This window comes from Bradyrhizobium sp. WSM471, from assembly GCF_000244915.1.
Taxonomy (GTDB): domain Bacteria; phylum Pseudomonadota; class Alphaproteobacteria; order Rhizobiales; family Xanthobacteraceae; genus Bradyrhizobium.
This window is the reverse complement of sequence record NZ_CM001442.1, coordinates 7,424,870-7,437,664: the sequence shown is the minus strand read 5'-3', so window position 1 is coordinate 7,437,664 and position 12,795 is coordinate 7,424,870. Positions and strand designations below refer to the sequence as shown.

At 64.8% G+C, this 12,795-nt stretch carries 10 protein-coding genes; 9 read left to right on the top strand and 1 reads right to left on the bottom strand.

Annotated elements, in window-relative coordinates; translation table 11 throughout:
- The first annotated feature begins 5 nt into the window (after positions 1–5).
- The 9 genes from BRA471DRAFT_RS34070 (at position 6) to BRA471DRAFT_RS34030 (ending at position 11,771) form a co-directional block, all read left to right on the top strand.
- Positions 6–1,295: a DUF1963 domain-containing protein gene (locus tag BRA471DRAFT_RS34070; protein ID WP_007615580.1), complete on the top strand. Its 1,290-nt coding sequence runs from the start codon at positions 6–8 to the stop codon at positions 1,293–1,295.
- A gap of 143 nt (positions 1,296–1,438) precedes the next feature.
- Positions 1,439–2,671 carry a rhodanese-like domain-containing protein gene (locus tag BRA471DRAFT_RS34065; RefSeq protein ID WP_007615577.1) on the top strand — a complete coding sequence of 411 codons (1,233 nt, stop codon included), beginning with the start codon at positions 1,439–1,441 and terminating at the stop codon, positions 2,669–2,671.
- 244 nt (positions 2,672–2,915) lie between these two features.
- The gene (gene serA, locus BRA471DRAFT_RS34060) at positions 2,916–4,160 is read left to right on the top strand and encodes a phosphoglycerate dehydrogenase (protein WP_007615575.1); all 1,245 of its coding nucleotides are present in this window, start codon (positions 2,916–2,918) and stop codon (positions 4,158–4,160) included.
- A gap of 82 nt (positions 4,161–4,242) precedes the next feature.
- Positions 4,243–5,904: a tannase/feruloyl esterase family alpha/beta hydrolase gene (locus BRA471DRAFT_RS34055; RefSeq protein WP_007615573.1), complete on the top strand. Its 1,662-nt coding sequence runs from the start codon at positions 4,243–4,245 to the stop codon at positions 5,902–5,904.
- A gap of 49 nt (positions 5,905–5,953) precedes the next feature.
- A complete protein-coding gene (locus BRA471DRAFT_RS34050) occupies positions 5,954–6,439 on the top strand; it encodes a MarR family winged helix-turn-helix transcriptional regulator (RefSeq protein WP_007615571.1) in 486 nt (161 codons plus the stop codon).
- Between the two features lie 11 nt (positions 6,440–6,450).
- A complete protein-coding gene (locus BRA471DRAFT_RS34045; protein WP_007615569.1) occupies positions 6,451–7,221 on the top strand; it encodes an enoyl-CoA hydratase in 771 nt (256 codons plus the stop codon).
- A 126-nt stretch (positions 7,222–7,347) separates the two neighbouring features.
- Positions 7,348–9,429 (top strand): methyl-accepting chemotaxis protein, encoded by a 2,082-nt coding sequence (locus BRA471DRAFT_RS34040; protein WP_007615567.1) that lies wholly within the window; start codon positions 7,348–7,350, stop codon positions 9,427–9,429.
- A 124-nt stretch (positions 9,430–9,553) separates the two neighbouring features.
- On the top strand, positions 9,554–10,495 hold the full coding sequence (locus BRA471DRAFT_RS34035) for a dihydrodipicolinate synthase family protein (protein ID WP_007615565.1): 942 nt from the start codon (positions 9,554–9,556) through the stop codon (positions 10,493–10,495).
- Positions 10,496–10,721: 226 nt separating this feature from the next.
- Positions 10,722–11,771, top strand: coding sequence for an IS110 family transposase (locus tag BRA471DRAFT_RS34030; RefSeq protein ID WP_007604958.1), 1,050 nt, complete (start codon positions 10,722–10,724; stop codon positions 11,769–11,771).
- Positions 11,772–12,089: 318 nt separating this feature from the next.
- On the opposite strand, the gene BRA471DRAFT_RS34025 is transcribed toward BRA471DRAFT_RS34030, so the two are convergent.
- Positions 12,090–12,788 carry a DUF1045 domain-containing protein gene (locus BRA471DRAFT_RS34025; protein WP_007615563.1) on the bottom strand — a complete coding sequence of 233 codons (699 nt, stop codon included), beginning with the start codon at positions 12,786–12,788 and terminating at the stop codon, positions 12,090–12,092.
- Positions 12,789–12,795 lie beyond the last annotated feature (7 nt).

Here is a 12,795-nt window from a genome sequence, read left to right as displayed (position 1 = left end):
TTCTGATGGCGGTATCTGAACGCGACGAGATCGAAGAGACGGCGCTGCCTGCCATACTGGTGAAACGCAGTGACCTGCCCGTGCCGCTCACGCACAGGGCGCGAAGTTTCTTCGGCGGACTTCCCAGGTTGCCCCCAGAATTGGAGTGGCCGACGGCGGAAGTCAGGGCAAACGAAACCTTGGAGACCGTCGCGCTCACCTTCGTCGCTCAGATCGACCTGGTCGAAGTTCCGGGCTCCGGTTGGTCGCCGCTGCCGAACCGAGGCACGCTGTATTTCTTCTGCAGCTCCGTGTTCGTGGGCGAAGGACGTCCGCCTTGCCGCGTTCTCTACGGTACTGCCGCGGGTGACGCATATCCCGACCGCGCGCCACCGTCCGATCTAATGCCGCTGGCGGGGACCGATGGTGATGCCCAGGTCAAATGGCTCGATCCGGCGCTCGATTTTCATTCCAAGATCGAATTCAAATATCCACTTTCTTTCCAGGTATTCCGGGACTTCTATTTCCACGAGGACGCCGTCGGAGGCGAACTCATGATCGCAGAATTATGCAAGGCATTGGGTCCCGGTGAGCCGCGAGGACCTGATTTTCTGCAATTCAGAATGGCCTCGGAATACGAGAAGGACGATCATTGGCCTTTCAACTGGCTCCTGATCAATCATGTGGTTCGGTCCGTGCTGTCGCACGTCGTTCGCGACCTGACACCCAGATACTCTTACAAGCCGCTCAACGACGAGGGAGTCGCGGAATTGAAGCGCCTTCGCGCTGGCGCAATCGGATGGCTTGAGCGTTGTCGGGCGCTGACTCCAATGGATGACGTGGATGCGGACACAAGAGCGATCTTTCGGGCCTGGTGGACCGACGTCGTGCACACCTACGAGAATGTCAAACAATACGTCTATACGTATTCGTCCACAATCGCGTCGGACCTCGGCAATGCCATCAATCATACGATCCGATGCATGGCGGAGCAGAACGTCGAAGCTCTCGACGAAGTGCCTCTCAGCTATCTTACGAATTTCGCGCGTCGAAATCATTGGAAGACCCCGACCATAAGAGACGGCCAATACCGCCATTTCAACACCGCCCTGCATCAGATGCTGGGATATGGCAGTGGCCCGCAAGATGCGACGGAGCAGCACTTCGAAGATATACTATTGCTCCAGATGCAAGGTGATCGCGCGTTTCTTGACTGGCACGCCAATATCGGATGCACGCTTCATTTCTGGATCGACCGCGATGCTCTCGATCGGCTCGACTTTGCGAAAGTGGTCGCTACATACGAATGTGATTGAGGTGACGCCGACGCGCGCAGGATCTTTCTCCTCGACCCATGATGTGTCCGACAAGGGCTATCGAATTTGATTGTTCGCGGCATGGCTAGCCAATGCCGCAACAATGGTTCAAAAGCTCATGGTCACTTCCCAGAGTCCGTGCCATGAAGCTCACCACCGTCACTCCGGCCGACATCCGCCGCGCATTGCTGCTCCGCGAGGAGATCGCGCTGCTCGATCTCAGGCACGAGGCTGGTTTCGCGACGGGACATCCGCTGTTTGCCGCCAACATGGCTGCCGATCGGATCGAGATCGAAGCCGAGGTCAGGCTGCCGCGCAAGAATGTACCGATCGTGCTCTATGACGACGGCGAAGGACTGGTCGCTGCCGGCGCCCAACGGCTCGCCGCGCTCGGCTATACCGACGTCCGCGCGCTCGATGGTGGGCTGAAGGCCTGGCGCGCGGCCGGCTATCAGATGTTCGAGGACGTCAACTCCTACTCGAAAGCCTTTGGCGAGCTGGTCGAATCGCGCAGGCATACGCCGTCGTTCGGTGCCGACGAGGTGGCAAAACTCATCGCGGACAAGGCCAACATCGCCATCCTCGACGTCCGCCGCTTCGACGAATATGCCACCATGAATATTCCGGGCTCGGTCAGCGTGCCCGGCGCGGAGCTGGTGCTGCGGGCCGGGCAGGCGGCACCCGATGCCGACACCACCATCATCGTCAATTGCGCCGGCCGCACCCGCTCGATCATCGGCACCCAATCGCTGATCAATGCCGGCGTACCGAACAAGGTCCGCGCATTGCGCAACGGTACCATCGGCTGGACGCTGGCGCGGCATACGCTCGACCATGGTGCTAACAGGCGTGGTGCGATCGGGCCGTTCGAGGGCGGCCCGGCCAATGCGCGCGACGTCGCCTATCGCGCCGGCGTTCGCCACCTCGGCGCGGGCGAGATGGCTGCGCTTGTCGCGCAGACCGATCGCACGCTCTATCGCTTCGACGTGCGTGATGCCGAAGAATATGGAGCCGGCCATCTCCCCGGCTTCCGCCACTATCCCGGCGGCCAGCTCGTCCAGGAAACCGACATGGCCGCACCGGTGCGCGGCGCGCGCATCGTGCTGACCGACGACAAGGGCGTCCGCGCCGACATGACGGCGTCCTGGCTCGCGCAAATGGGTTGGGAGGTCTATGTGCAGGAAGGCGGCTATGACGCGGCGCTCGAAATCGGTCCGCCGCACGTCTTCCCAAAGCCTGACCCCGCCCACCGCTACCGCCGCCCCTATGAAGGCACCGGCGTCGACGAGCGCGCGATGCAGGCCTATCTCGACTGGGAATATGGCCTTGTCGAACAATTGCGGCTTGACGGAACGCAGGGGTTTTACGTCATCTGATCCCAATACCGTCACCCTGAGGTGGCCGCCTCTTCAGCGGCCCTCGAAGGGCGACGGCCCGGCTGCATCTGGGCCGTTCATCCTTCGAGGCTCCCCGCACGGCGCGTTGCGCCGCGCGGCTCGCGCCTCAGGATGACGGGTCTGCCAGGCAGAGCGCCATCTTCTCCCCGTATCCGAACCCTATTGTGCTGCGCGTCCCCCGCGGTCTATGAGCTGCGGCGAAGCTGTGACCCACGGAGATTTCATGTCAGCCCCAGGCCAAAGCCCTGAGCGGAACGCGAAGGCGCTGCTGCTCGAAGGCGTCAACGACAGCGCCGTGGACCTGTTCAGAACGGCGGGTTTCACCAATGTCGAGCGCCTGACCAAGGCGCTGGACGGCGAGGATTTGCGGCGGGCGCTCAAGGGCGTGTCGTTGCTCGGCATCCGCTCGCGCACCCAGATCACCGATGAGGTGCTGGAGGCGGCCGACCAGCTTCTCGCCGTCGGCTGCTTCAGCGTCGGCACCAACCAGGTCGATCTGCTGGCGGCGCGCAAGCGCGGCATTCCGGTGTTCAACGCACCGTTCTCCAACACGCGCAGCGTCGCCGAGTTGGTGATCGGCGAGATCGTGATGCTGCTGCGGCGCATCTTCCCGCGCTCGGTGTCGGCCCATGAGGGCGGCTGGGACAAGTCGGCGACCGGCAGCCGCGAGGTGCGCGGCCGCACCCTCGGCATCATCGGCTACGGCAATATCGGCTCGCAGCTCTCGACGCTGGCCGAAGCGATCGGCATGCGCGTGATCTATTTCGACCGCACCGACAAGCTCCGCCACGGCAACACCGAGCCGGTCGAGAAGCTGGAAGAGCTGCTGGCGCAGAGCGACGTCGTCAGCCTGCACGTGCCGGAGACGCCGGAGACCGCCGGGATGATCGGCGAGAAGGAGCTGCGGGCGATGAAGCCCGGCTCCCTCCTGATCAACAACAGCCGCGGCACCGTCGTCGATCTCGATGCGCTGGCGGGAGCTCTGCGCGACGGCCATCTCGCGGGTGCCGCCATCGACGTGTTTCCAGTCGAGCCGTCCTCGAATTCGGACCGCTTCAAGAGCCCGGTGCAGGGCCTCGGCAACGTCATCCTCACGCCGCATATCGGCGGCTCGACCGAGGAGGCGCAGGAACGCATCGGCGGCGAGGTGGCGCGCAAGCTGGTCGATTTTTTCATCACCGGCTCGACCACGGGGGCGGTGAATTTTCCGGAGGTGCAGTTGCATCTGCGTCCCTCCGGCGCGCGCTTCAGCCACGTCCATCGCAACGTTCCCGGCATGCTGCGCCGGCTCAACGAGGTCTTCCTCCAGCGCGACATCAACATCGCCGCGCAATATCTGGAGACCTCCGGCGACCTCGGTTACGTCGTGCTCGATGCCGACCTCGGCGGCCAGGATTCAGGCGCGCTGCTGCAGCAGATCCGCAGCCTCGAGGGCACAGTCGGCGCGCGGCTGGTGTTCGAGCACTAGCGTCATTGACGGCCGGCCGGAGGTCGCCTTGAATACGGCCTCCTGGCGGAACGAACGAGAACAGAAAGTGCAGGGGGAAACGATGGCGCAAGTGCGTGCGAAGCTGTGTGTATTGCTGGTGGGCGCAGTGGCTGCGCTGGGCGCGAGCTCCGCCTCGGCGGCGACGCTGGCCGAGGATGCGGACACCGTCTGCAAGGGCCTCGTTGGCGGCATTGACGCCGTAAAGATCGATTCGGCGACGTTGCTGGCGCCCTCGCAACTGGCCGTCGCCGAACGCGGCCCGACACCTTCGGGGCGCGTCACGCCCGCCAATCCCGGCTTCTGCAAGCTGCTCGGCCATATCGATCCCACCGATGCCAAGGCGCCGCCGATCAAGTTTCAGGTCAATTTGCCCGTCGAATGGAACGGCCGCTCGCTGCAATATGGCGGCGGCGGATTCAACGGCGTGCTGATCACGGGCCTGGCGCTGCCGCCGGCCTATCCCTTCGACAAGCCGTCGCCGCTCGCGCGCGGCTTCGTCACCTACGGCACCGATTCCGGTCATGAGTCCAAGCCGGGCGAGCCGCCGCAACTGTTCGCGCTCAACGACGAAGCCTTCGAGAATTTCGCCCATCGCGCCTACAAGAAAGTGCGCGATGCCGCCGTCGCGCTGATGCAGCGCGCCTACGGCAAGAGACCTGAGAAGATGTACTTCATGGGATCGTCCGAAGGCGGCCGCGAAGGCCTCACCATGGCGCAGCGCTACCCCGATGATTTCGACGGCATCTTTGCCCGCGTGCCCGTCATCAACTGGGTCGGCTTGCAGCATGCCGGCACGCGTTCCGGGCTCGTGACCATGGGTGACGGCTGGATCAATCCGGCGCAGGTGAAGCTCGTGGGCGATGCCGTGCGGGCCGCTTGCGATAAGGCCGACGGCTCCGATGACGCGCTGGTGCAAGATCCCGTGTCCTGCAAGGCGGCGTTCAAGCCGGAGACGCTGCGTTGCGCGAGCGGCAAGACGGGCGATCAGTGCCTCACCGACGCGCAGATCAAGGCGATCGACACCCTGCATGCGACCTACAAATTCCCGTTCCCGCTTGCCAACGGCCTCGATGATTATCCGGGCTGGGGCGTGTCGGGCGAGGACACGCCGGCGGTCGGCCCGACCGGCGGCTGGGTCGCGTGGTGGCTCGGCACGGCGCCTCCCGCGCAGCCGCCCGCGCCCAATAACGGCATCGCCTGGATCTACGGCGCCGGCGGCATCCAATACGTGTTCGCGCGCGATCCCAAGCTCGACGTGACGACGTATAAGCCCGAACAGCACAAGGCGCGGCTGCTCGAGGTCTCCAGCTTGATGGATTCCACCAACCCCGACCTCAGCCGCTTCCGCGCCCGCGGCGGCAGGCTGATCATGCTCGAACACATGGCCGACTATGCGCAGAGCCCCTATGCCGGCATCCGCTATTTCGAGAGCGTCGAACGCAAGCTCGGCAAGGCCGAGACGGCCGAGTTCGCGCGGCTCTACACCGCGCCCGGGGTCGACCATGTCGGCTCCGGCGCGCCGGCCAATGTCGACATGCTGAGCGCGCTGGTCGACTGGGTCGAAAAGGGCAAGGCGCCCGGCGACCTGGAAGTTACCGAGCAGAAGGTCGAGGCGCCGTCGTTTGCGACCCTTCGCGCGCTGCCGCTGTGCCGCTGGCCGGCCTGGCCGCACTACAAGAGCGGTCCGGTGACGGAAGCGTCGAGCTTTACCTGTTCGCCGTAACAAGACCAACAGGTTTGACAGGAGCCTTGCGTCCCATTATCTATTTCGCATGCGAAATAAAGCGGCGGGCGCGGGGCATCATCGGCTGATCTACCTGCTGAGCGTTGCGCAGCGGCGTGTGCAGCGCTGGATGGCGGCACAGCCTTCGAGCGAGGTCACGCCGGCGCAGGCAGGACTCCTGTTTATCCTCGGCAAGCAGGACGGCGTGCTGATGGGCGAGGCAGGTGCCGCACTCGATCTCGGGCCTGCCGGCATTTCCGGCCTCGTCGATCGCTCGGCAGCTGTAAAGCTGATCGAGCGGCGGGCCGATCGGGAGGATGGGCGCGCCTGGCGCGTCTGGCTGACGCCGAAGGGCCGTGCAGCGCTCGGACAGGCGAAGGCCAACGCGGCACAGGTCAACGCGGCGTTGACGGACGGGTTCACCAGTGCGGAGATCGATATCGTCGCGCGCTGGCTGATGAGCATTCAAGACAAGTTTCCAAGAGAACCTTCAAGAGAGCTTTCAACAGAGCTTTCGAAAGATCCAGAGGAATAGAGGAGAGACCCATGACCGAGCACGTCCGGATCCAGAACGACAGTGGAATTCTCACGCTCACGCTGGCGCGCCCCGACAAGAAGAATGCACTGACGGATGCGATGTACGGCAAGCTCGCCGACGCCATCGAAGCCGCCGAGCACGATCCGTCGGCACGCGTGATCCTGATCCGCGGCGAAGGCGACATGTTCACTGCCGGCAACGATGTCGGCGAATTCGCCGCAGTCGCGGCGGGCAAGTCGGAAGGCAGCCGCAACGTCGTGCGCTTCATCCAGTCGCTGGCGCGCTGCACCCGGCCCTTGGTCGCCGCGGTGCAGGGCCGCGCCGTCGGCGTCGGCACCACGATGCTGCTGCATTGCGACCTCGTCGTGCTTGCCGACAACGCGCAATTGTCGACGCCCTTCGTCAGCCTCGCGCTGGTGCCGGAAGCCGCCTCCAGCCTGCTGATGCCGGCGCGCATCGGCTACGCGCGGGCCTACGAGATGTTCGCGCTGGGCGAGACCGTGCCGGCCAAATCCGCGCTGGAATGGGGGCTCGCCAACCGCGTGGTGCCGCTCGACAGGCTCGATGCCGAGGCGCTCACGCTGGCGCAGCGTCTTGCCCGTCAGCCGGCCGGCGCGCTCACCGCCACCAAGAAGCTGATGCGCAATGGCGAGGCGCTGGTCGCGCAGATGAACGCCGAAGGCGAGCAGTTCGGACTGCGCCTGCGCTCCGCCGAAGCGCGCGAGGCCTTCACGGCGTTCGCAGAACGCCGCCCGCCGGATTTCACCAAGGTTGCGTGATATGGGGGCACCGAGCCTCGTCCGGGGGGTGCTCACAGCAATTCGATTAAACTTAACGGAACATTGGCATGTCACGTGGCAAGGTGGCGCTCGAAGAATAGGCCCCCGACCCAGGCCCCCGACACCATGGCAATGTTTAAGAAATCGGTAAGTTCGCTTCTCCTGACGTTGATGGCCCTGCTGGCCGCGGGTGCGCTGGCCTCCACGGCGATCCAGATGGTCGGGGCGTTCGGCCGCCACAGCGACAGCCTCGAGACCGCGCGGCTTGCCGCCGCCGACAAGGCGATCTTCCATGGCGTGCTGGCGCTGCGCAACAATCGCGGCGATGCGCAGAGCGCGATCCTCGGTGAGGACGACCCTCGGGCAAAACTCGAGGCGGCGGAGAAGGCCGAGCAGGGCGGCTATGACGCCATCGGCGCCGCGCTTGCCACCGTTGACTTCGCCCGCCGCGACGAACTCGCTGGCACATTGAAGCAAGGCTGGAGCGCCGCCGCGCCGCAATTCCAGCTGTTCTACGACGAAGCCAAGCGTCCGCGCGCGGAGCGCAAGATCGAGCGCACCAATTCCTGGTACGATGGCGTCACCAAGGTGATCGAAACGGCCAATCTGGCCTCCACCGCGGTGTCGAACCGTGCCTGGATGAACGACCCCTTCATCGCCCGCATGATCCAGGTCCGGCGCTTCGCCTGGCAGGTGCGCGACCGTTATGGCATCCATTGTTCGTCGCTTCGCTCCAACGTCAACGCCAGCAAGCCGCTCGACGACGCTCAGAAGCGGTCAGTGGCGCAATGGGATGGCACCATCACCTCCGCGTGGGCGGGCATGGCCGAGTTGCTGGCTGCGCCGGACGTGGCGGCGGAGCTCGTGACGGCAGCGACGGACGCGAAGGCCAAGACCGACGGGGCCCTCAAGCAGATCGGGGACCTCACCAAGAATTTCGACGGCAGCGGCAAGCCAGCGATGCCCGCCTCGGAATGGAATACGTTGTGTCAGGCACCCTTCGCGTCCATTGTCGCGGTTGCGAACAAGGCGCTCGACCAGTCGATCGCGCGGGCGGAGACCGTGCAGGCCAAGGCGCTCACCAATCTCGTCGTGCAGTCGCTCGCGTTCCTGCTTGCGCTGGCCGTGACCCTGGCTGGCGTGTACGTGGTCCGCAACCGCCTCATGCGCCCCGTGCGTGCCATTCTGGACGCCATCGCCAAGATCAGCGCCCGCGACTACGCGACGCCCGTTCCGCAATCCAGGTATCCCGACGAGTTCGGCACCATGGCGGCCGCGCTCGAAAGCCTGCGCGAGAGCGCTGCGACCGCGGAACGCCTGGGCCAAGAGCGCGAATCGCAGCAGGCGCTCCAGCTCGCCCGCTCCGGCACCGTCGATGCGGCCTGCCGCAGTTTCGACGACACCGTGCAGGCCGTCATTCATAGCGTTGCGGCGTCGACCAAGGAGCTCGATGCCACCGCGACCGACGTGCGCTCGCTGGTTTCGGAATCGAGCAGCCAGACCGCGGCGGTCTCGTCCTCCGCCGAACAGGCCACCAACAATCTCGAGACTATCGCGGCCGCGACCGAAGAACTCTCGGCGTCCGTCGGCGAGATCTCCGCGCAGGTGCAGGCCAGCGCCCGCGAGGCTCGCGAAGCCGTGTCGCAGGCAGCGCAGACCAATGCGACGGTCGAGATCCTCGATCAGACCGCTGGCCGCATCGGCGAGGTCGTGAAGATGATCAACGCCATCGCGGGGCAGACCAATCTCCTGGCGTTGAATGCCACCATCGAGGCCGCGCGCGCGGGCGAGGCCGGCCGCGGCTTCGCCGTGGTCGCCGGCGAGGTCAAGAGCCTCGCCTCGCAGACGGCGACGGCGACGGAAGAGATCTCCCGCCAGGTCGCGGAGATCCAGGGCGCCACCGGCCAGGCGGTCACCGCCATCCGCGCGATCGGCGGTGCGATCGGCGGCATCGACGAGAAGATGACGGCGATCGCCGCCGCGGTCGAACAGCAGCGCGCGGCCACCACCGAAATCTCCCGCAACTTCCAGCAGGCCGCGCAGGGAACCCGCGAGGTCACCGACACCATCGGCAGCGTCGCCAGGCTGAACCAGGAAACGGGCAATGCCGGTTCGGTGCTGTCGGTGTCCGTGACGAAAATGTCCGCCGACGCCGATCGTCTCCGCGTGGCGGTCGAGGGCTTTTTGGGCGCGGTGAGGACCGCATAGCACCGACAATCTTCCATCCCTGCGTCGCGCGATCGGCATTGCCGCCGATGCGCGCGGCGGGTACATCTGTGACGCTGCGCGAGCGTCGCGGCAGATGTACGAGATATCAGGGATGGAGAGTTCGATGCCGGTCACGCCTCAACACAAGGCCCAGCGCCCCTATCGCGGCGTGTTCCCGGTCGCACCCACCATCTTCGACGAGCGCGGCGAGCTCGACCTCGACGGCCAGCGCCGCTGTATCGATTTCATGATCGATGCCGGCTCGAACGGTCTGTGCATTCTCGCCAATTTCTCTGAGCAGTTCGTGCTCACCGATGCCGAGCGCGAGACCGTGATGCATGCGGTGCTGGAGCATGTCGCGGGCCGGGTTCCCGTGATCGTCACGACCACGCATTTCAGCTCGGCCGTCTGCGCCGCGCGGAGCCAGCAGGCAGAGGCGGCCGGTGCCGCCATGGTCATGGTCATGCCGCCCTATCACGGCGCTACCTTCCGCGTGCCCGAGAAAGGCGTCGTCGAATTCTTCAAGGTGCTGTCGGGCGCGATCAATATTCCGATCATGATCCAGGATGCGCCTGTCGCCGGCACGCCGCTATCGGTCGAGCTGCTCGCGCGGCTGGCGCGCGACTTCTCCAACATCCGCTATTTCAAGATCGAGGTGCCGGGCGCGGCTGCAAAGCTGCGTAGCCTGATCGAGGCCGGCGGCAGCGATATCGAGGGTCCCTGGGACGGCGAAGAGGCGATCACACTGCTCGCCGATCTCGATGCCGGCGCCACCGGCGCGATGACCGGCGGCGGCTATCCCGACGGCATCCGCCAGATCGTCGATCCCTATTTCGCCGGCAAGCGTGAAGAGGCCAAAGCCGCCTACGAACGCTGGCTGCCACTGATCAACTACGAAAATCGCCAGTGCGGCCTGATCGCCTGCAAGGCGATGATGCAGGCCGGCGCCGTGATCAAGTCGGACACGGTGCGGCATCCGCTCCAGCCGCTGCACCCGGCGACTCGGGCAGGGCTGCTGGAGCTCGCGAAAGAACGGGATGCGCTGGCTTTGCGGTGGGGGAAGTAAGGAGCTGTCTGCCCGGCGGTCGCGATATAACTCCGCCGTCGTCCTGGACAAGCGCAGCGAAGCGGAGCGCAGATCCAGGACCCATTACCCCAGGATGTCGTTTGGCGGATACTCGGGGCTTCGGGCTCGTACCACGACGGCTCCCTGGGGTGATGGTGTGGACGGCCCCCTACGGCATCAGTGTGCCAGAATGAGGTTGTCAGAAACTCATTCACAGGAGCCGTCCGTGAGCCAGATTATCCGCATTGGGATGGATACGTCGAAGTATATCTTTCAACTGCATGGGGTGGATGCCTCGGAGCAGGTCGTGCTGCGCAAACGGCTTGGCCGCAAGGGGATGCTGGAGTTCTTTGCCAAGCTGCCGCCGACGGTGGTGGTGATCGAGGCGTGTGGGGCGGCTCACGTCCTGGCGCGAGAGCTAGGTAAGCTGGGACACACAGCCAAGCTGATCGCTCCGCAGCTGGTGAAACCCTACGTGGCGCGCAATAAGAACGATGGGCGCGATGCAGAGGGGCTGTGCGAGGCGGCGAGCCGGCCGCGGATGCGCTATGTGCCGGTGAAAACCGCCGAGCAACAGGCCGCGCTGATGCTGCTGGGCATCCGCGAACAACTGGTCGTGCGACGCACTCAACTTTCCAACATGATCCGCGGCTATGCGGCGGAGTTCGGTCTGATCGAGGCCAAGGGGCTGGACAAGCTGGTCTCGTTCCTGGCCGCAATCGAGCACGATGAAAGGGTGCCGACGCTGGCCCGCGAACTGTTTGCGACGCTTGCCCGCCAATATGATCAGGTGCAGGTCGAGCTGAAGGCAGTGGAGGCGAAGCTTCTCGCCTGGCACCGTGCCAATGCCTTGAGCCGTCGTTTGGCTCAGATCCCGGGGATCGGTCCGGTCACCGCCGCAGCACTGGTGATGAAGGCACCCGATCCTCACGCCTTCCGCTCGGGACGGCTGTTTGCCGCCTGGCTCGGCCTGACCCCAAAGGACCATTCCACCGCGGGAAAGACCAGGCTCGGCAAGATAACCCGTGCAGGCGATGAGACCTTGCGTCAGCTGCTGGTGCTTGGGGCAACTTCGGTGGTCAAGATCGCCAAATCGAAAGCTCGTGGGCCGAGCTGGCTGATCGAGCTTTTGAAGCGCAAAACACCGAAGCTGGCGGCGGTGGCGCTGGCCAACAAGATGGCCCGCATCGCCTGGAAGCTGATGACGACGGGAGAGCAATACGATCGCGCGCGGCTAGGGGCGCAAAACGAGGCCCAAACGGCCGCTGCCGTGTGATCGAAAGATTCGGCCGACCGGCGGGTTAGCCCCACCGGCCGAACCGGAGCTGCAAGAGCAGAGGAGATGGTGCGATCGATCGTTCGAGATGCGAGCAAATCCGTAGGACCCATTGGCCGAATAAGGTCGCATGGGTGATTGGAACTCGTGTCGCGAAAACCATCTTGGCCAGCGGTCCGACAAAGCCGCATCAACAGGCCGGACATATGGATGCAAGCGATCCGATCAAACCTCACTAAGCTCTTGTGCCACGGGGGCCGTCCACATATGGGTCCTGGCTTTCGCCAGGACGACGCCGGGAATGTGCAGCGGTGTCGGCTATCTCGCCAGCACCCACTCGTCCATAATACGAAACCTTGCCCCCGCATCATCCTGCTTGAACAACGCAATGCGATCGACCACCAGCGTCTCCAGCCTGAGCGCTGCGAACCGCGCGCGCAGCATCTGCAGAATTGGCCCGCGGCGCTCCGCGTCCAGCCGCCCTGTCAGCGTCATGTGGAAACGGAATTCCTCCATCACGTAGGGGTAGCCCCAGCGATCGAGATAGTCGCGCTGCCGCTCGCTGAGCTTCTCGGGCCTGCGACGCGCGCGATCATCCGCCGTCAGGGCGGTGCGAAAGCCGTCGAACGCGCGGACGCAATCGGCGGCGAGCTCTTGAAGCGCACCGACCGGCTCAGCCGGAATGACCGCGATGAAGCCGCTGATGGCATCGACGATAGGGCGGATCACCGGGATCTTCCGCGCCTCGCCGGCGAAGGTCGCGCAGGCCGCCAAAAGCTCCGCTTCGGTCTTGCCCGGCGCGAGCGCCATCGGCGCCTTCAGCGTGCCGTGAAAACCGTATTTGCGAGGATCTGCGGTGATGTCGCGCCAGTCCGGCGCGAGACGCGAGGTATCGGCGGGAAAGGGCAGCTCGTTGCCGGTATAGGCATCGTATCCGAGCAACTCCGCGCCGAAGCGGGAGAGGGCGCTGTCGCTGCCTGCGGCAAAATAGATCGCGTAGCGGGGGAAATTTGTCATCGTTCGA